Raw genomic sequence first — 21855 nt, forward strand, 5'->3', positions numbered from 1 at the left:
TGGCTACGCGATATTCATCCGATTAATCATCTTCGTCAGAAAGATATTCATTCAACACCCGAGGGCGATTAGTCACTTTAAACATGATATCCTTACCATTTTCTTCCAGCGGTAAAGAGATAATATTATCATCATCGATTAATTCTATCTCTTGACAATCTTCTTTTGAAGAGCCTTCATCAAACGATCGGGAAAACGTTACCACCGGCTGGCCATCATTATTTTCATCTATAAGCGTACATCGACATTGATCGTCTAACTTTTTGCACTTCAGCTCGTAGTCCTCTTTACCCTTCCTGATGCTAGAACTCAGGGTGTGGGCAGCAAAGATTACCGCTTCCTGCTTTCGGCTCAGTTCGTCTACCTTTTGAAAGGTCTGGAAGGTGGTGAAAAACAGATAGCCGGCGCCCAGCACGACGATGCTGCCGATCAGCAAGGCAACCATTAGCTCGACCAGGGTAAAGCCGGTTTGTCGTGAGGTTGTCGTCATGGCACATTTCCCTATTTTTCTGGCAGGCGAACCCGGTACGTCACGGTACTATAGCCTTCATCGTCATCGTTCTCGGCGCTACCCAGAGGTATGCTGATGGTATAGGTGCATCCTTTAGGAACGATATCCAACGAGCCGGCATTACGCAGCGGGTTGGAAGACTTATCGTTTTCCCAATGATCTTTCCATTCAGACTCTATCTCGCCGTCGAGATTCCTGCAGTCGTCCGCCTTTTCCAGCTTTTCCCACAGCCACTCCTGGGCATCGACGGCGGCCAGGGTGGCGACCGAGTGCTGGTAGCTGCGGGTGGCGCTGTGCAGGGCATTCAGCTGCATGGCGGCAATGCCCAGCATCCCCAGCGAGAGTATGAGCAGCGCAACCAGCGCTTCGATCAGAGTAAACCCTCCCTGCTTAGTCATCGTCGTCCTCTATTGTCAGCCCGCCTGCCTTGCTGATCTTGATAGTGCGCGGGTCACCTGCCTTGCTATCCTCGGGCTCAACGGTCAAATTGCACGGTGAACAGCTATCCACCATGCCCAGGCGGCCATACGTTACCTTGGCCGGGGTAACGCTAACGTTTTGGCCGCCCCCCGTGACATGGCGAATATCATCCCCTTCCTTTTCCCGGACATCGATACGCCAACCGTCACCGTCCGACTGCAGCTCTGCGGTCACATTGGTACGACGCTTGATCGCTTCGCTGCGAGCAAAATTGAAAGCCGAGACCACCTGGTTCACGTCGCTGGCAAGCCGGGCACGCGCCATAAACGTCGACATTGACGGCGCGACGATGGTGGCGAGCAGGCCGGCGATGGCCAGCGTCACCAGAAGCTCGATCAGAGTAAAACCACGCACCCTTTGCATTTACCAGCAACCTTCGGGGAGTTGCTCACCGTTGCTTTTTAGCTTGAGAGTTTCGCACCCATCCTTGGCACGGCTGCCGCTTTTGTTGGCCGACACCATGTACTCATTGGCCTTGTCTGGTTTTGTTATCTCAAATTTTTCATACAGCTCGCTTTTGGCGTTTCCAGCTTTTGTTTCGGCCTTATCACAGGAGTTATAGCTGTAGTTACGGGTATAACAACGCTCCAGCTCACTGGCAATGTCCAGCATAACGGCCTGGGCGTCGGCGCGCTGGCCGCGCTCGACATATTTCGTATAGGCGGGATAGGCGATGGTCGCCAGGATGCCGATGATGACGACCACGATCAGCAGTTCGATCAGGGTAAAGCCGCGCTGGCGGTCAGCGAGAGCGCCAGCGCGGTGGCGGGCAGGAGAGTCGGGCACGGCGGATGCTCCTTGCAGTCGGCACATACCTTTTCAGTATGTCGCAAACCGTTACGGATTGCATCAGCCCGTGGCGATCACTTCCTGACGCAGCTCATGGGGCATGGAAAAAGTGATGTCTTCCTCGCGCCCGGCGAGTTCGTCGGGCAGGCTGGCGCCAAGCTCCTGCAGGCGTTCGATCACACCCTTGACCAGCACTTCCGGGGCGCTGGCGCCGGCGGTAACGCCGACCTTGCCGACCCCCGCCAGCCAGTCGGCGTCGATCTGCTCGGCGTTGTCGATCAGCCAGGCCGGCGTGCCCATGCGCTCGGAGAGTTCGCGCAGGCGGTTGGAGTTGGAGCTGTTGGGGCTGCCCACCACCAGCACCAGGTCGCTTTCATCGGCCAGGTCGCGCACCGCGTCCTGGCGGTTCTGCGTGGCGTAGCAGATGTCGTTCTTGCGCGGCCCCTGAATCGCGGGAAAGCGTTCACGCAGCGCGTCGATAACCTGGGCGGTATCGTCCATGGACAGCGTGGTCTGGGTCACAAACGCCAGGGTGTCAGGGCTTTTGACGTCCAGATGGGCGACGTCGGCCTCGTCTTCCACCAGATAGATCCGCCCGCCGTGGGAGGTATCGTAGCGGCCCATGGTGCCTTCCACTTCCGGGTGGCCGTGGTGGCCGATGAGCACGCATTCCTGGCCGCGTTTGGCGTAGCGCAGCACCTCCATGTGCACCTTGGTCACCAGCGGGCAGGTGGCGTCGAAGACTTTCAGCCCCCGGCGCTCGGCGTCCTGCTGCACCGCCCGGGAGACACCGTGGGCGGAAAAAATCACGATCACGTCGTCGGGCACTTCGTCGAGCTCCTCGACGAAGACGGCGCCGCGCTCGCGCAGGGTTTCCACGACAAAACGGTTGTGCACTACCTCGTGGCGTACGTAAATCGGCGGGCCGAAGACGTCGAGCGCGCGGTTGACGATATCAATCGCGCGGTCCACACCGGCACAAAAGCCGCGCGGGTTGGCCAGCTTGATCGCTACCGGCGGCGCTTCTGCCGCGCCGGTCTGCGCCGGATAACGCTGCACGGAATCAGTCTGCATGGTATCGCCTTGATGACAGCTCATCGATGAAAACGCGCCGCGCTGCGCGGCGCAGGGTGAACGAAACAGCGCTGTGCGGCCGCGTTAATGCGTAACAGCCGGCGTAACGCTGATGACCTCGACCTCAAACGTCAGGGTGCGCCCCGCCAGCGGATGATTGAAATCCACTTCAACGCGGTCGCCGTCGACTTCCTTGACCACGCCGGGCAGCTCGGTGCCCGCCTTGTCGGCAAAGGACAGCATCAGCCCGGGCTCGGGGGTCTCATCGCCGAAATCCTCGCGCTTGAGGATCTGAATGTTCTGCTCGTTGTGCTGGCCAAACCCCTGTTCGGGCGGAATGCTGAAGTGCTCGTGGGCACCGGCCGCCAGGCCTTTCAGCGGATGCTCAAAGCCGGCCGGCAGATTGCCGTCGCCGAACTCGAAGGTGGCCGGATCCTTGTCTTTTGTGGAATCGACCACCGTATCGTCTTCCAGCTTCAGCGTGAAGTGCAGGGTAATTTCCATGCCTTCATCAATCAGGTAATCGTGGCTCATGGGACCGTGCCTCGCGTATGCGTGCCTCGTGTATAAACGACGCCAATGGGAAATTGAATAGGGACGACAGGGCTAATGACAGCGTTGGCTGACGAAAGTTGGCTGACGAGAGCCGGACGACAGCAACGAGCTCAGGCCGCCGGCGTTTTTTTCCGCCGCCGATCGCCCAGGATGGATTCCAGAATCAGGCCGATGGCGCCCAGCGTAATACCGATATCGGCGACGTTAAACGCCGGGTAGTACCAGCCGCCAAGGTGAAACGAGAGAAAATCCACCACGTAGCCGTGCACCACGCGGTCGAACAGGTTGCCCAGCGCTCCGCCGATAATCAGCGCCAGCGCCGCGGCCAGGCGTTTTTCGTTGGCTTTCAATCGCATCAGCCATATCCCGAGCCCGATACAGGCGCCCACGGCGATGGCGGCAAACAGCCAGCGCTGCCAGCCCGGATGGCTGGCCAGAAAGCTGAACGCCGCGCCGGTATTGTGCACCAGCGTCAGGTTGAAAAACGCCGTCACCTCGACGGGTTGCGCATAGCCGAGCCAGTGGCTGGCGGCATATTTGACGGCCAGGTCCAGCGCCAACACCGCCAGCGCCAGCCACAGCCAGCGCATGGGTCTGTGCATGGGCCTGTGCATGGCACGGTGCCCGGGCGCCGGCGTCTGTGCCCCGCGGTTATCAGGCATAGCGGCGGGTCTCGCCTTCGCCCTCGGGCAGGTTGCTGATGCAGCGCCCGCAGAGGTCGGTATGTTGCGCGTGCTCGCCGACGTCCGGGCGGTGGTGCCAGCAGCGTTCGCACTTGGCGTGGGCGCTGGCATTGACCGCCACTTTCAGGCCGTCGAGCTCGGTGGCTTCGGCGTCTTTTGCCTCGCCCAGCGGCTTGAGCGTTACCTCGCTGGTGAGCATGACAAAGCGCAGCTCGTCGCCCAGGCGGGCCAGGGTGGCGTGTAGCGCTTCATCCACGTAAAGCGTGACCTCGGCGGCCAGGCTGCCCTTGATCACCCCGGCGTTGCGCGCGTCTTCCAGGCACTTGTTCACCGCGTTCTTGACGTCGAGGAGCTGCGCCCAGAAATCGCGGCCCATCTCGGCGTCGGCGTCCAGGGTGGCCAGGCCGGTGTAATACTCTTCCAGCAGCACGCTGTCGCCGCGCTCGCCGGGGATATGCTCGAAGATTTCCTCGGCGGTGAACGACAGAATCGGCGCAATCCAGCGGCCCAGCGCCTCGATCACATGGTACAGCGCGGTCTGGGCGCTGCGCCGCGCGAGCGAATCGGCCTGGGTGGTGTACTGACGATCCTTGATCACGTCGAGATAGAAACCGCCCAGCTCACCGGCGCAGAAGTTGTGCACCTGCTGGTAGACGTCGAGAAAGCGGTACTCTTCGTAAGCTGTGTGAATACGCGCCTGCAGCTGTGCGGCGCGGTCGACTACCCAGCGGTCCAGCGCCAGCATGTCGCCAAACGCCAGGGCATCGCGCGAGGGCTCGAACCCGGTGAGGTTGCCGAGCAAAAAGCGCGAGGTATTACGGATGCGGCGGTAAACGTCGGCGGTGCGCTTGAGGATTTCGTCCGACACGGCCATTTCGCCGGAGTAGTCGGTGGAAGCGACCCAGAGACGCAGAATGTCCGCCCCCAGCTTGTCCATTACTTCCTGGGGCGCGACGACGTTGCCGGCGGACTTGGACATCTTGCGGCCCCGGGCGTCCACGGTGAAGCCGTGGGTCAGCAGCTCGCGGTACGGCGCGTGGCCGTCGATGGCGCAGCCGGTCAAAAGCGACGAATGGAACCAGCCGCGGTGCTGATCCGAGCCTTCCAGGTAAAGGTCCGCGCGGGGGCCGGACTCATGACCGTGGGGGTGCGAGCCGCGTAATACGTGGCGGTGAGTGGTGCCGGAGTCAAACCAGACGTCGAGGGTGTCGGTGACCTTGTCGTAGTTCTCGGCCTCGGCGCCCAGCAGCTCTGCCGGGTCGAGTTTGAACCAGGCGTCGATGCCGCCCTGCTCGACCCGCCTGGCGGCTTCTTCGATCAGCCCTACGGTGCGCGGATGCAGCTCGCCGCTTTGCTTGTGCAGGAACAGCGGCAGCGGCACGCCCCAGTTGCGCTGGCGGGAGATACACCAGTCGGGGCGGTTGGCGATCATCGCGTGCAGTCGCGCCTGGCCCCAGCCCGGCGTGAAGCGGGTGGCGTCGACGCCTTCGAGCGCACGCTCACGCAGCGTTTTGCCGCCCTTGCCGGGCAGGTCCATGCCCACAAACCACTGCGCCGTGGCGCGATAGATCACCGGCGTTTTGTGCCGCCAGCAGTGCATGTAGCTGTGGGTGATGGGGATGTGCGCCAGCAGCGCGTCTTCTTCACGCAGCTTGTCGACGATATGCGGGTTGGCCTTCCAGATCATCTGGCCGCCGAAATGCTCCAGATCATCGGCGTAGACGCCGTTGCCCTGCACCGGGTTGAGCATGTCGTCAAACTCCATGCCATGGTCGCGGCAGGTGTTGAAGTCGTCGACCCCGTAGGACGGCGCGGAGTGAACGATGCCGGTGCTGCCCTCTTCGCATTCCACGTAGTCGGCCAGATACACCGGCGACAGGCGCGCATACAGCGGGTGGCGAAAGCGAATCAGGTCCAGCGCCCTGCCCGGCGCAGTGGCAATCGATTTGCCCGCGAGGCCAAAGCGTTCGAGGCAGCTGGCCACCAGCTCTTCGGCGACCAGCAGCAGGCGTTCGCCCACGTCGACCAGCGCGTAAGTGAAGTCCGGATGGACGTTGAGCGCCTGGTTGGCGGGAATGGTCCAGGGCGTGGTAGTCCAGATGGCCACCGCCGCCGGTTTGGGCAGCGCCTCAAGGCCGAATGCGGCCGCCAGGGAGTCGGCGTCTTCCACCGGGAAGGCGACGTCGATGGCGTCGGATTTCTTGTCTGCGTATTCGACCTCGGCCTCGGCCAGCGCCGAGCCGCAGTCGAAGCACCAGTTCACCGGTTTGAGGCCCTTGAACACGTAGCCGGCCTCTACCATTTCGCCCAGCGCGCGGATTTCACCGGCTTCGTTGGCATAGTCCATGGAGCGGTAGGGATGGTCCCAGTCGCCCACCACGCCCAGGCGAACAAACTCGGCCAGCTGGGTTTCGATCTGCGCGCCGGCGTATTCGCGGCACAGATCCCGGGCGTGGGCGGCTTCGAGATGCTTGCCGTGGGTGGTTTCCACCTTGTGCTCGATGGGCAGGCCGTGGCAGTCCCAGCCCGGCACGTAGGGCGCATCAAAGCCCGCCAGGTTTTTCGACTTGACGATGATGTCTTTCAGAATCTTGTTGACCGCGTGGCCGATATGGATGCTGCCGTTGGCGTAGGGAGGGCCATCGTGAAGCACAAACAGCGGCTTGCCCGCGCGAGCCTGGCGCAGGCGCTGGTAAATATCCATGTCCTGCCAGCGGGAGACGCGCCCGGGTTCGCGTTTGGGCAACATGCCGCGCATGGGAAAATCGGTTTCGGGCAGGTTCAGCGTGTGCTTGTAATCCATAGTCCGGTCAGCCGTCGTTAGCGTCGGCGGCGCTATCCGCCGAGGAAGAATCAAAAGAGAATGCCGCTTCCGGCCCGGGCGGGGCCGACGCCAGCGGCAAGGCATCCATATCATGCAGCGTGGTGCTGTCCGCCGGGAGCCGGCACGGCGCGAAATAGCGCCGGGCGCTCGCCTGGTCCCGGGCAATCTGGCGCTTCAACGCGTCAAGGTCGTCGAACGTCACTTCACCGCGCAGCCTGGCGCAGGGGACAACCGTCATCCGCTGCCCGTACAGATCGCCGTTGAAATCGAACAGGTGCACTTCCAGCGTTGGCCGTTTGGCCGCCACCGTGGGGCGAAAGCCGACGTTGGCCACCCCCGTGTAGCAGCTGCCGTCTTCCAGCCCCACCATGACCGCAAACACGCCGCGCAGGGTCAGCGGCTGCGTGAGCATGGGCAGGTTGGCCGTGGGCGCACCGATGGTGCGGCCCAGCTGCTGGTCGCGCACCACGCGACCCGCCAGCGCATGGGGCCGCCCAAGCAGCCGCGCCGCGGCGTGAAAATTGCCGCTGGCCAGCAGGGTACGCACCCGGGTGCTGGAGACGCGCTCGTTGTCCAGGTTGAAGCTGCGGGTATTTTCCACGCCGAAACCACATTCTTGGCCCACGGCTTCCAGCAGGGCAAAGTCGCCCTGGCGGTCGCAGCCAAAGCGAAAGTCATCGCCCACTACCAGGTACTCGACGCCCAGCCCGGCGACCAGTATCCGGTCGATAAATTCTCGCCCGGTCAGGCTGCGCAGGGCGTTGTTGAACGGCAGGCACAGAATCCGGTCGACGCCGTAATGCTGCAGCAGGCGGACCTTGTCGCCGAGCCGGGTCAGCCGTGGCGGCGCCTGGTCGCCAGCGAAAAATTCCCGGGGCTGGGGCTCGAACACCACCACGGTCAGCGGCAGATTCAGGCGTGCAGCGTGCTCGCGGCACTGCTGCAGTATGGCCTGGTGGCCGCGATGCACGCCGTCAAAATTGCCGATGGTTGCCACGCAACCCCGGCCCGATGCGGGTAGATTGTGCAAACCTCGTATGACGTGCATGCCACCTCAGCCGTTGGTTGGTTGCCGGATATCCGCTGGTTTTCCGGCTATGGAGTGACGCCCCCTCATGGCCATTACGCCCGCGTACAACGCGGGATTATACCCCACCCGGCGCCGGGTTCCAGGCCTGGTCGATCGGCGGGCCGGCTAACGCTTTATCGCTAACTGTTCATGCGCAGATGCCGCAGCCTGAGCCCGGCCAGCCACAGCCAGGCAAAATACAGGCTCGCGCCGGCTACCACCAGCCACGCGGCCCGGCCCACGCGCTGCATCAGGCTGAAATCAAACCATGCCTGCCCGTCGGGGGCCAGCGCAAACAGCCCCGCCACCATTACCCCGCAGCCGCCCAGCAGCTGCACGGCAAAGCGCCCCCAGCCGGGCTGAAAAACCAGCACGCCGCGCTTGCGCAGCAGGTAGCCCAGCAGCCCGGCGTTCAGGCAGGCCGAGAGCCCGGTAGCCAACGCCAGCCCGGCGTGGGCCAGCGGCCAGATCAACACCAGATTGAATAGCATATTGGCCACCATCGCCACCACGCCGACCTTGACCGGCGTTTTGGTGTCCTGGCGGGCAAAAAAGCCCGGCGCCAGCACCTTGATCAACATGAACGCGGGAAGCCCGAAGGCATAGGCCCGCAGGCTCATGGCGGCCATCTGCATATCCCGATCGGTCATCGCCCCATAATGGAACAGCGTGGTCAACAGCGGCTCGGCGAGCACCGCCAGCGCCAGCGCCGCCGGGAGTCCCAGCAGCAATACCATACGGATCGCCCAGTCGAGCATGGCGGAGAAGTGCTCCCGGGACTGATCGGCATGGCGCCGCGACAGCGCCGGGAGGATCACCGTGCCAATGGCGACGCCGAACACGCCCAGCGGCAGTTCTACCAGGCGGTCGGAATAGTACAGCCAGGAAACGCTGCCGCCGGCCAGCAGCGACGCCAGCACCGTATCCAGCAGCAGGTTGATCTGGGATACCGAAACGCCGAACAGCGCCGGCGCCATCAGCTTCAGAATGCGCCTGACGCCGGGGTGGGCAAAGTTCGGCCAGGGGACGGGCAAAAGCCCCAGCCGCGCCAGAAACGGCACCTGAAACCCCAGCTGCGCGCAGCCGGCAATCAACACGCCCCAGGCCAGCCCCATCGCCGGCACGTCCATCAGCGGGGTCAGCAACAGCGCCGCGCCGATCAGCGACAGGTTGAGCAGCACCGGCGTGAAGGCCGGTACGGCAAAGCGGCTCCAGGTATTCAGCACGCTGCCGGCAAACGCCGTCAGCGAAATCAGCAGCAGATAGGGAAACGTCAGCCGCAGCATGTCGGCGGTCAGCGCGAGCTTGTCGGGATCGCGGCCAAAGCCCGGGGCAAAGGCCCAGACCAGCCAGGGCGCGGCGAACATGGCCAGCGCCGTCAACAGCGCCAGCACCGCCCCGAGGCTCCCGGCGGTGGCGTTCAGCAGCTGGCGGATATCGGCCCGGGAGCGCTGAATGGAATATTCCGACAGCACCGGCACAAACGCCTGGTTGAAGGCCCCTTCGGCAAATAGCCGGCGCAGGAAATTGGGGATCTTGAAAGCGACAAAAAACGCATCGGCCCCGCCGCCGGCACCCAGCAGCGCGGCAATTACCACGTCGCGCACCAGCCCCATGACCCGAGACAGCAGGGTCATGGAGCTGACAACCAGCCCCGAACCTATCAGCCCCTTGCGTACCGGCGGCGCGGTTTTATCGGCCGCCCGAGGGGCGCGGTTCGGGTGATCTGTACCGGCCGGGGGTTCTGTGCTCATCGCTTGTATTCCGTGCTCGTCCTGCGGGCCTGCCCTTATTGAGGGTTTGCGGCAACGGCGCTGTTTGCCGGGCATAAAAAAACCGGCCGCAGCCGGTTTTTTCGGGCGCCTGCCGGCTTACGCCGCCAGTGCCTTGACGCGCTTGTTCAAGCGGCTTTTCAGGCGTGCGGCCTTTTTCTTGGACATGGCGTCCTTGTCGGCAATGCGGTCGATCACCGGCTGCGCTGCCTTGAACTCCGCCATGGCCGCAGCGTGATCGCCGGTTTCAACGGCCTTGATCACACGCTTGACGTAGGTACGCGCCATGCTGCGCTGGCTGGATTTGCGAGCGCGACGCTGCTCGGACTGACGGGCACGCTTGCGGGCTTGTTTGGTGTTCGCCACGGGCTATCTCCTTGGAGAATGAGGCTGCCGGCCTGGCAGCCACGGGTAAATTCAATGTTGGTTGAATTCGATACTGACCGAATTCAACGTCGCCGCCGGTGCGGCGCTGCGTTAAACCGCGATTCGGGTATCCGCGTGCCGGGCAGGCCGCACTGTACGGTCTGTCGCCGGCTGCTGTCCTCACGGATACCGTCTCTCGCCAAAAGCTGTATTTCGCTAAAAGCGACGTTTCGCTAAAAGCTATATCTCGCCAAAGTCAGTGTCGTACAGGCGGCAAGGCCATCTGCCGACAAGGGCTTTATACGGGCATGTCTGAGAGGATGGCGCATCCTAGCACAGGCGGTATTGACTGGCCAGCGCCATGACCCAGGCCGGACATTGCCGCTGGCCGGCGACTCAGGAGCCGAACCGCTGACGAAAAAACCTAGCACAAAGACAACAGCCCGCCTGAAAGGCGGGCTGTTACTGCGCCGTAGCGCCGGGTGGGCAATAACTTACTGGCCGCCCAGCCCGCTCAGCTGCTGGCTGAGATAGCTACTGGTCTGGTTCATCTGCGCCACCATGCTATCCAGCTCGCTGAACTGGGAGCGATAGCGGGAGACGGTGCGATCGACCGACTGCTCCATGCGCTCGTGGCGCTGGTTGAGCGATTCGATGCGGTTTTCAGCGCCGGTAATGGCGTTTTCTACCGCGCCGTTATCGCTGAGCATCTGGCCCACCGTTGTTTCGGCCTGGGCGGCAAAGCCCTCCTTGCCGTCAACGCCGGTGAAGAAGTCCGACAGCGCCTGCTGGTCGTTGGAAAGCACATCGTCGAGCTTGTCGCTATCCAGCGAGAGGGTGCCGTCGACCTCCATGGAAATGCCGACGTCGTTGAGCATGGAGAATTCGCTGCCGGTATCGCTGGAACCGCCCATTACACTGCGCAGGCGCGATTCCACCATGCGCACCGAGCTATCCCCGTTAAGCTCGCCGGCCTGGCCGGTCTCGGCGTTGAAGGATGTCAGGTCGCCGGTGGTTTCCTTGAGGCCGTTGTAGGCATCAACAAAGCCGTTTACCGCTTCGCGCACGGCCAGCGTATCCTGCTGGACTTCCACAGTGCTGTCACCGGCTTCGGCCAGATCCAGCGTTACGCCCTGAATAGCACCTTCGACCTGGTTGCTACCGCTGGTGATACCAACGCCGTTGACCGTCAGATCCGCATCGCTGCCTTTCTGCAAGACACCATCACCACCGTCAACACCGGCGTTCAGATCACCACCAAACGAAAAGTTGTTGACCGAAGCGTCACTGCCAGTCTCTGCCGAACTCAGCGCCAGACGATAGTTGCCGCTGCTGCTACCGTCATTGACGATGCTGGCATTGACACCGGCGTTTTCATTGGCGTTGATCGCATCGCGGACATCTTCCAGCGAACTGCCGGCCGCAATATCCACGGTCTGATCACCTTTACCTTCAAAGTTCAGGGTGAGCGTTTGCTCCGAACCATTGGTCAGGTCGCTTTCGGTATCGTCAACACCTTCCGAGGCCAGGGTGCCGCGCGATGCCAGTTCGTTTACCGTGACTTCGTAGCTGCCGGCCACGGCTTCCTTATCGGCAGAGGCTTCAACGGCGTCGCCGCTGGTGCTGGTCGACAGGCTTGAATACAGGTTGCTGTCATTCAGCGTTTTCGAGGCATCCTGAAACTCGGAGAGCGCGCTCTTCAGCTGGCCGAACGCCGAGATTCGGGTGTCCTGGTTGTCTATCTGTTGCTCAACGGGCTTGAGTTTCTGCTGTTCAGCGTTTTTGAGCTGATCCAGCATGCCGTTCAGGTCAAGGCCTGAACCAATACCCAGTGATGTAATCGTACCCATGTTAAAACCATCCTTTTCATAGGGCAGCGACCCCACGAATTATCCGTTGCGACGTTATCACTCCATGTGTATCCGTCATGGTGACGTTATCCGTATTATAGTATGTCGGCCGCATGCCGGCCAACTTTAACCCCGAATACACAAGCCGTGGAACCTTGTCCATGGAAACCGGGCCATGAAAATTCGGCCATGGAAACCGGGCATTGTTGCAATACGCCGCCGGTCTTATCAGCCAGCTCGTGTGGCCGATTCCTTTTATCGATCTATCAGGTTTACGCCAAGGGGCTGAAAGATGCTATTCCACCAACGGCTAATTTCCAGAAAAAACACTGAATCAACACGTTAAGGCCGTTGTTCATTCGCTTTTCTTACGTATCTTATGGCCGGGACGCCTGATAGCATAGCCGGCGCAATACGCTTTCTCTTGATGTCCGGCCGTAAGGAAAAACGTCGTCATGAAACAGCTAGCCATGCTTCTGCGCCAGCCGCGATCCCTTCGCCGCTGGCCTTTTTTGTTGGTCGCTCCGTTACTGCTGGTCAGCCTGCCCGGCTATGCGGTAACCGGCGAGCTTGACCTGACAGGCAAGGGGATCGGCCTGTTTGCCGTTGCGATCTTCGTGCTTGCGTACCTGTTGGTCATTGCCGAAGAAAAGATCCACATGCGCAAGTCCAAGCCGGTACTGGTCGCGGCGGGCCTTATCTGGGGGCTGATTGGCTGGGTGTATGTGCAGAACGGCATGAGCGCGGCCTCCGAGCATGCGTTTCGCATGACGCTGCTGGAGTTCACCGAGCTGATGCTGTTCCTGCTGGTGGCCATGACCTACATCAACGCCATGGAAGAGCGTCGCGTTTTCGACAAGCTGCGCTCCTGGATGCTGATCAAGGGATTCAGCTACCGCACGCTTTTCTGGATTACCGGGGGGCTGGCCTTTGTGCTCTCTCCGATTGCCGACAACCTCACCACGGCACTGCTGATGTGTGCGGTTATCACCAAAGTGGCCGAAGGCGACAAGCGGTTTATCAATCTGGCGTGCATCAACGTGGTGATTGCGGCCAACGCCGGCGGCGCGTTCAGCCCCTTTGGCGATATTACCACCCTGATGGTATGGCAGGCGGGGCTGGTCGGCTTTCAGGAGTTTTTCAACCTGTTCGTGCCCTCGCTGGTCAACTTCCTCGTGCCGGCCGTGATCATGAGCCTGTTCATCAAGAGCGCCAAACCTTCAAGCGTGCTTGAGGATGTCTCGCTCAAGCGCGGCGCCATCCGCATCGTGCTGCTTTTTCTGCTGACTATCGTGACCGCGGTGCTCTGCCATACGCTGCTGCACCTGCCGCCGGTGCTGGGCATGATGACCGGGCTGGGCTACCTGCAGTTCTTCGGCTACTACCTGCGCCAGAGCCTGCCCCGCTCGCTGGCGCGCAAGCGCGAACGCTACAGCCGCCGGGGAGATGACAAAAAGCTCGCCCAGCTGGGCAGCGTGGTGCCCTTCGATGTTTTCAGCCGGGTTGCCCGGGCCGAGTGGGATACGCTGCTGTTTTTCTATGGCGTGGTGATGTGCGTCGGCGGTCTGGGCTTCATGGGCTATCTGGGCCTGCTGTCGGAAACGCTGTACGGCAGCTGGGATGCCACCTGGGCCAACGTCACCCTGGGCGCGGTTTCTTCGCTGGTGGATAACATACCGGTGATGTTTGCCGTGCTGACCATGGAGCCGGACATGTCCCACGGCCACTGGCTGCTGATTACCCTGACCGCCGGCGTCGGTGGCAGCCTGCTGTCGATCGGCTCGGCGGCCGGCGTCGCGGTCATGGGCCATGCGCGCGGCGCCTACACCTTCATGGGGCACCTGCGCTGGATGCCGGTGATTATGCTGGGCTACATTGCCAGCATTCTGGTTCACCTCTGGCTCAACGCCGACAGCTTCGCCATCGGCTAACACAGCCTCTCACGCCCGGTCCGGCTACGCCTGGCCGGGCAGCCTCACCGGCCCGACACGCTTGACCACTCGCTGCCAGGCCGGGTCCTCTTCAATACGCTGGATGAACGCGGCAATGGCCGGATAGCCGTTGCCCGCGTCATCCAGCGCTCGCGTCAGACCCAGCGCCTGCAGCGGGAAGCTCATCTGAATATCCGCACCGCTCGGCCAGCCCGGGGCAAACTCGCCATGCCGGGCCAGGTGCGCCTCGATCAGCGCCAGGTGACGGTCGAGCTGCGGCGTCAGAAACCGCTGGTTGACCGCCTTGCTCACACCTCTGACGACCGGCCTGACCGGCCAGGGCGACTGCCCGGGCAGCTTGCCGAAGATCAGCTGCATCACCAGCAGCGGCATCAGCGAGCCCTCGGCGTAGTGCAGCCAGTAACGGTAATCGACCCAGCCCTGCGTATCGTCGGCTGCCGGCTGGCAGCGCCTTTGACCATGCTCCTGGCCATGCCCTTGACCATGCCCTTGTTGACCATAGTGCGCCAGCAAATACTCGATGATGGCGCCGGATTCGGCCACGGTCTGTTCGCCGTCGGTAATCACCGGCGACTTGCCCAGCGGATGCACCTGCCTGAGCGAACTCGGCGCCAGACCGTCGGCGTTGCGCTGGTATTCCACCAGCTCATGGTCGAGCTCGAGCACTTCCAGCAGCCACAGGATGCGGTGCGAGCGGGATTGTTCCAGATGATGGAGGCGAATCATGGGGGGAACTCCGAAATCAGCGGAGCGCCAGCGGCTGAATGCGCTGAAAGCGCCCCTCCGGGGAAAATGTCAGCCGATACAGGCCGTGTACGCCGTCACGGGTTACCACGCGGCGCAGCGCCTCGGCCGGAAATACTACGCGGCGCCCGTCCAGGCTGCGCGTACGCACGTTGGCAACGCTGCCGGCGTAGTAGGCCAGACACTCGTCGTATGTCAGGTCAATGACGACATCAATACTGGGCATGGGTGTGGAATACAGATACCGGTTCCGGGCGTTAACGTCAGCCCCACGTCATACCGGCGGCCACACCGGCGGCGCTCAGGGCTCGGGCATCGTGGCCAGGGTGAGCCACTCTTCGCGTTCCTGCCAGTCGACCAGCCACGGTGCCATGGCGGCCGGCGGCATGGGACGGGCAATACCATAGCCCTGGGCGAGCGGGCAGCCAAGCGCTATGAGCGCCCGGGCATGATTCAGGGTTTCCACCCCTTCGGCAAGCATCGGGCGGCTGAAACGATTGGCCATGTAGATCACGCTTTCGACGATGGCCATGTCGTCGAGGTCGGTCAGCATATCACGGACAAAGCTCTGGTCGATCTTGATCAGGCTGACCGGCAGCCGCCGCATGTGCGTCAGCGAGGAAAAGCCGGTGCCGAAGTCATCAATGGCAAAGCTGATGCCCAGCGCCTGGCAGTACGCCATGGTTTCCAGCGCGGCTTCGATATCGTGCAGGGCGGCGCTTTCCAGCACTTCCAGCTTGAGCATGCCGGGCGAGACTTGCGGATAGTCGGCCAGCATTTCGCCCAGCCGCCGGCTAAAGCGATCGTCCAGCAGGTGGGTGGGGCTGATATTCACGCTGATCGGCAGCGCGATGTCTTCCTTTTGCCACTGCACCAGCTGTTGCAGCGCGGCATCCAACACCCATTCGCCCAGGTCGACTTCCAGCCAGGTCGCTTCGATCACCGGCAAGAACGCCGCCGGTGACAGCAGCCCCTCGCGGGGATGCTGCCAGCGCACCAGCGCCTCGACGCCCACGACTTCGCCGCTGTGCATATCGACCTGGGGCTGATAGTGCAGGCGCAGCTCGTCCTCCCTGATGGCATCATGGAAGCGCTGGCGTTGCTCGTTGCGCACCTGTAGCTGGCGGTCGTGCTCCGGGTCGAAAACGTGCCAGGTATCGCGTCCGCGCTGCTTGGCGCGGTACATGGCCTGGTTGGCGTGGCGCAGCAGGACGTCGCCCTGGGCGGCGTCCTGCGGGTACAGCGTCACCCCGAGGCTCGCCGAGAGCTGGAGGCTGCGCCCTTCGATCATCAGCGGTTTGCGAATAGCCGCCAGCAACTCCCGGAAGTAATCGTCATCCACGGGATGATGCAGCAACAGCACGAATTCATCGCCGCCGACGCGAGCCATGATGTCATCACCGAACAGCATGTGGCTGATGCGCTGCGAAAAGCTGGAAAGCAGCACATCGCCGATATCATTGCCGAAGACATCGTTGACCTTTTTGAAGAAATCGATATCCAGGGTGCAAATCGCCAGCCGCAGGTCGTTTCGGTCGACATAGTCCATGGATTCCTGAATCAGCTGGGTCAACAGCTGCAGGTTGGGCAGGCCGGTGAGCGCGTCGAAGTACACTTCGCGGCTCAAATGCCGCGCCTGGGCAGGGATAACCGACAGATCGGCCAGCACGGCGACGTGGTGCGAGAGCTCGCCCTGGTGATTGCGGACACCGCGCACCGACATCAGCCCCGGGTACAGCTCGCCATCGCGGTGACGATAGGTCACACGGGTTTTGCACTGGCCGTGACGACGCAGCTCTTCCTGAACCAGCACCGCACTGGTGTCGTTGTCCTGCGCCAGAATGCTGAAGGCGTCGGGGGTTTTGCCGCGAATATCTTCGGGCAGATAGCCGGTCAGGTGGGTAAAGGCCGGATTGACGTGGGTAACGCGGTTATGGGCATCGGTGATGATCAGCGCCTCATTGGCCTGATGAAACACCGTGTCGGTAACGGCGTCTGTGTCATTGGACACCGGACGTTGCAACGTCGGTGGGCACATGCCATTGCTCCCTGGATTGCCTGGCGCCGGGGCCGGCGGTTGTTGTTGTATGGGTCTGCCTGAACGCTGCTACCCAATCAATCTACATGATTGTTTTATATCAGCATTTTATGCAAGCACTGCACAACGATTTTCTATAACCTTTTTATATGTCCTTTTTCCATGACCTTTTTCCATGATCTTTTTACATGGCTTGTTTATCGGGCCTGTTTATAGGGCCCTTTACACCGGATGACGTGTCAAAAGGATCGACGCCGACACGCGTTAGCGGCGCCCGCCATGCCCCGCGCCGTATGCCCGAGGGCAATTATCGCGGCGCCCATCGTCATACCGAGGCGGGCTCGGAGGCAACGGCGGTGTCGCGCCCGCGATGCTTGGCTGCGTACAGCGCCTGGTCAACGCGGTTGATGAGCGATTCGTGCGTTTCGTCCGGCTGGTATTCGGCAACGCCGATGCTCACCGTAATGCGGTGCCCGAAAAACGTCTGCCCGCGCACGTTGTGCAGAATCCGCTCGGCCAGCACCCAGGCGCCCTGGTGGCCGGTGCCGTGCAGCAGTACGGCAAACTCTTCTCCGCCCCAGCGGGCCAGCAGGTCGCTGGCGCGCAGACAGCCACTGAGGCACTGCGCCAGCTGTTGAAGGATGAGATCGCCGCGATCGTGGCCGTGGGTGTCGTTCACCTGCTTGAAGTGGTCGATATCAAACAGCAGCAGGGAAAAGGGCTGCGTCTCGTTGACGCAGCGGGCCAGCGCGGCGTCAAAGGCCCGGCGGTTGTAGGCGCCGGTGAGGTGGTCGTTCATCGCCTGGGTTTCCAGCTTTTCTTCCATGCGCTTGCGCTCGGCAATATCGTGGAAGACGGAAACGTAGTGGCACACTTGACCGTCGGCGTCGGGAACCGCGCTGATCGACTGCCACAGCGGGTATATATCGCCATACTTGTTGCGGTTCCAGATCTCTCCCTGCCAGTGGCCGGTGTCCACCAGCGTCTGCCATAGCCGTTGATAGAAGGTGACGTCGTGACGCCCGGACTTGAACAGCCGGGGCGTTTGCCCGATCACTTCGTGGCTCTGGTAGCCGGTAATATCGGTAAAGGCCTGGTTGACCCGGCGGATTACCATGTTGGTATCGGTAATCAGCGTCGCCTGGCCGGTATCGAAGGCGGCGGCCATCAGGCGCAGCTCACGCTCCTGGGCGCGGCGGCGGGTCACGTCTTCCTTGATGGTCACATAGCTGACAATGTCGCCGCTGGTGTTTTTCACCGGGGTAATGGTCTGAACTTCGCGATAGAGCTCGCCGCTCTTGCGCCGGTTCAACAGCTCGCCTTCCCATATCCGCCCGGCTTGCAGGGTGGACCAGAGATCGTCGTAGACGGCATCGGGGGTCTCGCCCGACTGGATGACCGCGGGCGTCCTGCCCAGCAGCTCTTCCCGGGCATAGCCGGTCACATCCAGAAAGCGCTGATTGACGAATTCCAGATGGCCGTTGGTATCGGTAATCGCCGTGGCCACGGGGCTTTGTTCGACGGCGATGTAGAGCTGTTCAAAGCGTTCCTGCAGGTCCGCCTGGCCGCTGCCGCCGGACCGGGTAAACGCCTTTTTCAGGGGTGGCTTGTCCATGGCCGCCGCCCTCCTGTAGTGACCGACAGTGACCGACTGCCTGCCGTGCCCGCAACCGGGAGACAGAGCAGGAAAATAATAAACAACCGTAACCGGATGTTATCGTCGCGCCTACCGCTTGAGGAGGTTGAGGAAAGTTAGTCGGCCGGAGCTTGACGTACATCAAGCCACAGCGGCGCGCCGGCGCCTTATGGCGATGCCGTGCGAATGACCACGAGATTGTCCCGGTGAATCAGCGAGGACGCTTCCACATAGCCCAGCAGCGCCTCGATGCGGTCGCTGGGCTGGCCGGCCAGGGTGCGCGCCTCGTCGGCTCCGTAGTTGATCAGCCCCTTGGCCACCAGGGTGCCCCGGGCATCCACGCAGGCCACCATGTCGCCGCGACGAAACGCCCCCTGCACCCGGCTCACACCCACCGACAAGAGGCTGGAGCCGCGTTCGCGCAGTACCTGTACCGCGCCGGCATCGAGTGTCAGGGTGCCGCGCACTCTGAGGTGGCCGGCCAGCCAGCGCTTGCGCGCCGCCAGCGGCGCCTGCACCGGGCGCAGCAGCGTACCAAGCGGCTCGCCCGCCATCAGCTGGGTCAGCACGCCAGGGCGACGGCCGCTGGCAATCACCGTAACGGCACCGGAGCGCGCGGCCAGCCGGGCGGCGCGCACCTTGGTGCTCATGCCGCCGCGCCCCAGCGCCCCGCCACCGCCGGCCACATCGGCCAGGCGCGGATCGTCGGCCCGGCCTTCAGCGATCAATCCGGCGTCGGGGTCATGGCGGGGGTCAGCGTCAAACAGCCCTTCCTGATCGGTGAGCAGCAGCAGCGCGTCGGCTTCCAACAGGTTGGCCACCAGCGCGCCCAGGGTGTCGTTATCGCCGAAGCGGATTTCATCGGTGACCACGGTGTCGTTTTCGTTGACCACCGGCACCGCGCGCATTTCCACCAGCGTCCGCAGCGCCGAGAGCGCGTTGAGGTAGCGCTTGCGGTTGGAAAGGTCATCGTGGGTCAGCAGGATCTGCGCGGTCAGCACGTCGTGGCGGGCAAAGTGCTGCTCGTAGCACTGGGTCAGGCCGTTTTGCCCCACGGCGGCAGCGGCCTGCAGCTCGTGGACCTCGCCGGGGCGTGCCTGCCAGCCCAGCCGCGACATCCCCGCGGCCACGGCGCCGGACGATACCAGCACCACCTCGACGCCGCGATGATGCAGCGCGGCAATCTGGTCGACCCAGTCGCCGATGGCGGCCTCATCCAGCCCGCGGCCGTCGTTGGTCAGCAATGAACTGCCGATCTTGACGACGACCCGCCGCGCCTGCGACAGCGCCTCGCGCCCCGGCTGCTGCTCATTGTTCACGATGCGGCTCCCTTCCCTCTATCGTTGGCGGTGTAAACGTCGACGGTGCGATCCGTTGCGTGGCTCAGGGCCGAAGCGCGCGATCAGGGCGCGTACTCCACCGCCACGTCGTAATCATCGTCGTCAAAGTCGTCATCATCATCCTCGTCGTCGCGCGGCTTGCGCTTGCGGCCCAGGCGAGCTTCGGTGCGCTCCACCGACTCCTCATCCATGCGCCGGCGCATGGCCCGCTCTTCAGCGCGCACGGCGTCGTCCTCGTGCTCCAGGCGCTGCTGCTCGACAAGCCAGCGGTGCACCGCCTCAACCAGCGGCCGGGTGCCCTCCTGGCTGATGGCGGAAAGGCTGAACACCGGCCCTTCCCAGCCCAGCTCCTGAACAATCGCTTCCGCGCAGGCGCCGCGCTTTTCCTCGGGCAGCAGGTCGAGCTTATTCAATACCAGCCAGCGCGGCCGCTCGGCCAGCGCCGGGGAGAACTCCGTCAGCTCCCGGGCAATGGCTTTTGCCGATGCGACCGGATCGGACTCATCAAAGGGTGCGACGTCAATCACGTGGAGCAGCAGGCGGGTACGCGTCAGGTGCTTCAAAAAGCGCAGCCCCAGCCCGGCGCCGTCGGAGGCGCCTTCAATCACGCCGGGAATATCGGCCATGACGAAGTGCTCGTGCAGCCCCAGCTGCACCACGCCCAGGTTCGGCACCAGGGTGGTGAACGGGTAGTTGGCTACCTTGGGCTTGGCCGCCGACACCGCGCGGATCAGCGTGGACTTGCCCGCGTTGGGCAGCCCCAACAGCCCCACGTCGGCCATCACCTTCATCTCGAAGCGCAGGTTGCGGCGCACGCCGTCGGTGCCCGGTGTGGTACGCCGCGGCGCACGATTGGTGGACGACTTGAAATGAATGTTGCCCAGCCCCCGGCGACCGCCTTCGGCCACCAGCACAACCTGGCCTATTTCGGTGACATCGGCAATGACTTCCAGCGTATCTTCATCAATGACCGTAGTGCCCACCGGCACCTTGATGTGAAGATCGTCACCGGCGCGCCCGCTCATTTGCCGGCCCTGGCCGGGGCGGCCGTTTTCCGCCTTGTAAAAACGCTGGTACTTGAAGTCGATCAGCGTATTCAGCGATTCATCACCGATGAGGTGAACGCTACCGCCGTGGCCGCCGTCACCACCGTCCGGGCCGCCCTTGGGCACGTATTTTTCGCGGCGAAAGCTCAAGCAGCCGTTGCCGCCATTTCCCGCCTCGACAATCACCGAGGCTTCATCGAGAAACTGCATGGTTGTTGCTCCTGGCCGCTCTCGCCGCCGGTTGTAATCGTGGCAGCCCCACCGCTACCGTTCCTGCATTCTGCGGTCCGGGCCGGTTTGCCACAATACGTGCCCCACACGGCCTACCCGGACAAAAAAGCCCCGCCGTGGCGGGGCTTTGAGTTCGCGGGCAGCGGTGTCGCTTACGCGGACACGATGCTGACGAACTTGCGGTTCTTCGGACCCTTTTTCTCGAACTGGATCACGCCTTCGTTCAGAGCAAACAGGGTGTCATCCTTGCCGATACCCACGCCGGCACCGGGGTGAAACTTGGTGCCGCGCTGACGCACGATGATGTTGCCCGGCGTTACCGCCTGGCCACCAAAGAGCTTCACGCCAAGGCGTTTGGATTCACTGTCGCGACCGTTACGTGTGGAACCGGCGGCTTTCTTGTGTGCCATGGTTAATACCTCCTTGAAGGAAAATAACCGCTTACGCGGTAATTCCGGTGATCTTGACTTCAGTGTACCACTGACGATGGCCCTGGCGGGTCATGCTGTGCTTGCGGCGGCGAAACTTGATGATCCGGACCTTGTCACCGCGACCGTGATCGATCACTTCGCCGGTCACCTTGGCGCCGCTGACGGACGGCGTGCCGATTTTGACGTCGTTGCCGTCGTCAACCATCAGCACCTGATCAAACTCGATGGTATCGCCGGTGGGGCGCTCGAGCTTTTCGAGCTTGAGCGTCTGGCCTTCCTGAACGCGGTACTGCTTGCCACCGCTCTTGATTACTGCGTACATGTCTCTACTCCGGAACGGATTACAATGGCAGCAGGCCATCAGGCGCTGCCGCCACGCTCATCGCGCCTGGCTCTTGTTCGATGCGCGCACGATCGACCTGCGGCGAGTGGCGCCCCTTTTGGCAGCCATCTGACAGGGAGCA

General features: G+C 62.5%; 21 protein-coding genes. 1 reads left to right on the forward strand and 20 read right to left on the reverse strand.

Features of this window, described 5'->3' with window-relative positions; genetic code table 11:
- Positions 1 to 22: 22 nt before the first annotated feature.
- From C793_RS0112835 to fliD, 12 genes are all read right to left on the reverse strand, one after another.
- Entirely contained in the window at positions 23 to 490 is a 468-nt protein-coding gene (locus C793_RS0112835) for a PilW family protein (RefSeq protein WP_017431353.1), read from the reverse strand.
- An 11-nt stretch (positions 491 to 501) separates the two neighbouring features.
- Positions 502 to 909 (reverse strand): prepilin-type N-terminal cleavage/methylation domain-containing protein, encoded by a 408-nt coding sequence (locus C793_RS14130; protein WP_017431354.1) that lies wholly within the window; start codon positions 907 to 909, stop codon positions 502 to 504.
- Positions 902 to 1354: a GspH/FimT family pseudopilin gene (locus tag C793_RS14135; protein ID WP_017431355.1), complete on the reverse strand. Its 453-nt coding sequence runs from the start codon at positions 1352 to 1354 to the stop codon at positions 902 to 904. The genes C793_RS14130 and C793_RS14135 overlap by 8 nt, the downstream gene beginning before the upstream one ends.
- Positions 1355 to 1777 (reverse strand): type IV pilin protein, encoded by a 423-nt coding sequence (locus tag C793_RS14815; protein ID WP_017431356.1) that lies wholly within the window; start codon positions 1775 to 1777, stop codon positions 1355 to 1357.
- Positions 1778 to 1840: 63 nt separating this feature from the next.
- Positions 1841 to 2854 carry a 4-hydroxy-3-methylbut-2-enyl diphosphate reductase gene (gene ispH, locus C793_RS0112855; RefSeq protein ID WP_017431357.1) on the reverse strand — a complete coding sequence of 338 codons (1014 nt, stop codon included), beginning with the start codon at positions 2852 to 2854 and terminating at the stop codon, positions 1841 to 1843.
- Positions 2855 to 2938: 84 nt separating this feature from the next.
- Positions 2939 to 3388, reverse strand: a complete 450-nt coding sequence (gene fkpB / locus C793_RS0112860; RefSeq protein WP_017431358.1) for an FKBP-type peptidyl-prolyl cis-trans isomerase — start codon at positions 3386 to 3388, stop codon at positions 2939 to 2941.
- Positions 3389 to 3519: 131 nt separating this feature from the next.
- Positions 3520 to 4011, reverse strand: coding sequence for a signal peptidase II (gene lspA / locus C793_RS0112865; RefSeq protein WP_245550231.1), 492 nt, complete (start codon positions 4009 to 4011; stop codon positions 3520 to 3522).
- Between the two features lie 52 nt (positions 4012 to 4063).
- Positions 4064 to 6895 carry an isoleucine--tRNA ligase gene (gene ileS, locus C793_RS0112870; protein WP_017431360.1) on the reverse strand — a complete coding sequence of 944 codons (2832 nt, stop codon included), beginning with the start codon at positions 6893 to 6895 and terminating at the stop codon, positions 4064 to 4066.
- Positions 6896 to 6902: 7 nt separating this feature from the next.
- Positions 6903 to 7964 carry a bifunctional riboflavin kinase/FAD synthetase gene (gene ribF / locus C793_RS0112875; RefSeq protein WP_026106290.1) on the reverse strand — a complete coding sequence of 354 codons (1062 nt, stop codon included), beginning with the start codon at positions 7962 to 7964 and terminating at the stop codon, positions 6903 to 6905.
- A 161-nt stretch (positions 7965 to 8125) separates the two neighbouring features.
- Entirely contained in the window at positions 8126 to 9739 is a 1614-nt protein-coding gene (gene murJ / locus C793_RS0112880) for a murein biosynthesis integral membrane protein MurJ (RefSeq protein WP_017431362.1), read from the reverse strand.
- Between the two features lie 117 nt (positions 9740 to 9856).
- Positions 9857 to 10123 (reverse strand): 30S ribosomal protein S20, encoded by a 267-nt coding sequence (gene rpsT, locus C793_RS0112885; RefSeq protein WP_017431363.1) that lies wholly within the window; start codon positions 10121 to 10123, stop codon positions 9857 to 9859.
- A 494-nt stretch (positions 10124 to 10617) separates the two neighbouring features.
- Entirely contained in the window at positions 10618 to 11973 is a 1356-nt protein-coding gene (gene fliD, locus C793_RS0112890) for a flagellar filament capping protein FliD (protein ID WP_017431364.1), read from the reverse strand.
- 455 nt (positions 11974 to 12428) lie between these two features.
- Between fliD and nhaD the strand changes: the two genes are divergently transcribed.
- Complete coding sequence (nhaD, locus tag C793_RS0112895; protein ID WP_017431365.1) at positions 12429 to 13904, forward strand: sodium:proton antiporter NhaD; 1476 nt, start codon at positions 12429 to 12431, stop codon at positions 13902 to 13904.
- 24 nt (positions 13905 to 13928) lie between these two features.
- On the opposite strand, the gene C793_RS0112900 is transcribed toward nhaD, so the two are convergent.
- The 8 genes from C793_RS0112900 to rplU form a co-directional block, all read right to left on the reverse strand.
- Positions 13929 to 14651 carry a glutathione S-transferase gene (locus C793_RS0112900; RefSeq protein WP_017431366.1) on the reverse strand — a complete coding sequence of 241 codons (723 nt, stop codon included), beginning with the start codon at positions 14649 to 14651 and terminating at the stop codon, positions 13929 to 13931.
- Between the two features lie 16 nt (positions 14652 to 14667).
- Complete coding sequence (locus C793_RS0112905; protein ID WP_017431367.1) at positions 14668 to 14895, reverse strand: DUF2835 domain-containing protein; 228 nt, start codon at positions 14893 to 14895, stop codon at positions 14668 to 14670.
- Positions 14896 to 14970: 75 nt separating this feature from the next.
- Complete coding sequence (locus tag C793_RS0112910) at positions 14971 to 16707, reverse strand: putative bifunctional diguanylate cyclase/phosphodiesterase (RefSeq protein ID WP_051038370.1); 1737 nt, start codon at positions 16705 to 16707, stop codon at positions 14971 to 14973.
- Positions 16708 to 17032: 325 nt separating this feature from the next.
- Positions 17033 to 18322, reverse strand: a complete 1290-nt coding sequence (locus C793_RS0112915) for a sensor domain-containing diguanylate cyclase (protein WP_017431369.1) — start codon at positions 18320 to 18322, stop codon at positions 17033 to 17035.
- Positions 18323 to 18510: 188 nt separating this feature from the next.
- Positions 18511 to 19665, reverse strand: a complete 1155-nt coding sequence (gene proB, locus C793_RS0112920; protein WP_026106291.1) for a glutamate 5-kinase — start codon at positions 19663 to 19665, stop codon at positions 18511 to 18513.
- Between the two features lie 80 nt (positions 19666 to 19745).
- Complete coding sequence (gene cgtA, locus C793_RS0112925; RefSeq protein WP_017431371.1) at positions 19746 to 20939, reverse strand: Obg family GTPase CgtA; 1194 nt, start codon at positions 20937 to 20939, stop codon at positions 19746 to 19748.
- A gap of 173 nt (positions 20940 to 21112) precedes the next feature.
- Positions 21113 to 21370, reverse strand: a complete 258-nt coding sequence (rpmA, locus tag C793_RS0112930) for a 50S ribosomal protein L27 (RefSeq protein ID WP_017431372.1) — start codon at positions 21368 to 21370, stop codon at positions 21113 to 21115.
- Between the two features lie 31 nt (positions 21371 to 21401).
- Entirely contained in the window at positions 21402 to 21713 is a 312-nt protein-coding gene (gene rplU, locus C793_RS0112935; protein WP_017431373.1) for a 50S ribosomal protein L21, read from the reverse strand.
- Positions 21714 to 21855: the final 142 nt, after the last annotated feature.

The sequence above is a fragment of the Vreelandella jeotgali Hwa genome (assembly GCF_000334215.1).
Taxonomy (GTDB): Bacteria; Pseudomonadota; Gammaproteobacteria; order Pseudomonadales; family Halomonadaceae; genus Vreelandella; species Vreelandella jeotgali.

What these genes read in the sequence shown, in the direction of transcription:
- cgtA (WP_017431371.1), bottom strand. Translation starts at nt 20,939, where the DNA reads ATGCAGTTTCTCGATGAAGCCTCGGTGATTGTCGAGGCGGGAAATGGC.
- ileS (WP_017431360.1), bottom strand. Translation starts at nt 6,895, where the DNA reads ATGGATTACAAGCACACGCTGAACCTGCCCGAAACCGATTTTCCCATG.
- C793_RS0112915 (WP_017431369.1), bottom strand. Translation starts at nt 18,322, where the DNA reads ATGGACAAGCCACCCCTGAAAAAGGCGTTTACCCGGTCCGGCGGCAGC.
- murJ (WP_017431362.1), bottom strand. Translation starts at nt 9,739, where the DNA reads ATGAGCACAGAACCCCCGGCCGGTACAGATCACCCGAACCGCGCCCCT.
- ribF (WP_026106290.1), bottom strand. Translation starts at nt 7,964, where the DNA reads ATGCACGTCATACGAGGTTTGCACAATCTACCCGCATCGGGCCGGGGT.
- C793_RS0112835 (WP_017431353.1), bottom strand. Translation starts at nt 490, where the DNA reads ATGACGACAACCTCACGACAAACCGGCTTTACCCTGGTCGAGCTAATG.
- fkpB (WP_017431358.1), bottom strand. Translation starts at nt 3,388, where the DNA reads ATGAGCCACGATTACCTGATTGATGAAGGCATGGAAATTACCCTGCAC.
- rplU (WP_017431373.1), bottom strand. Translation starts at nt 21,713, where the DNA reads ATGTACGCAGTAATCAAGAGCGGTGGCAAGCAGTACCGCGTTCAGGAA.
- rpmA (WP_017431372.1), bottom strand. Translation starts at nt 21,370, where the DNA reads ATGGCACACAAGAAAGCCGCCGGTTCCACACGTAACGGTCGCGACAGT.
- C793_RS14135 (WP_017431355.1), bottom strand. Translation starts at nt 1,354, where the DNA reads ATGCAAAGGGTGCGTGGTTTTACTCTGATCGAGCTTCTGGTGACGCTG.
- nhaD (WP_017431365.1), top strand. Translation starts at nt 12,429, where the DNA reads ATGAAACAGCTAGCCATGCTTCTGCGCCAGCCGCGATCCCTTCGCCGC.
- C793_RS14130 (WP_017431354.1), bottom strand. Translation starts at nt 909, where the DNA reads ATGACTAAGCAGGGAGGGTTTACTCTGATCGAAGCGCTGGTTGCGCTG.
- C793_RS0112900 (WP_017431366.1), bottom strand. Translation starts at nt 14,651, where the DNA reads ATGATTCGCCTCCATCATCTGGAACAATCCCGCTCGCACCGCATCCTG.
- C793_RS0112905 (WP_017431367.1), bottom strand. Translation starts at nt 14,895, where the DNA reads ATGCCCAGTATTGATGTCGTCATTGACCTGACATACGACGAGTGTCTG.
- lspA (WP_245550231.1), bottom strand. Translation starts at nt 4,011, where the DNA reads ATGCACAGACCCATGCGCTGGCTGTGGCTGGCGCTGGCGGTGTTGGCG.
- C793_RS0112910 (WP_051038370.1), bottom strand. Translation starts at nt 16,707, where the DNA reads ATGTGCCCACCGACGTTGCAACGTCCGGTGTCCAATGACACAGACGCC.
- ispH (WP_017431357.1), bottom strand. Translation starts at nt 2,854, where the DNA reads ATGCAGACTGATTCCGTGCAGCGTTATCCGGCGCAGACCGGCGCGGCA.
- fliD (WP_017431364.1), bottom strand. Translation starts at nt 11,973, where the DNA reads ATGGGTACGATTACATCACTGGGTATTGGTTCAGGCCTTGACCTGAAC.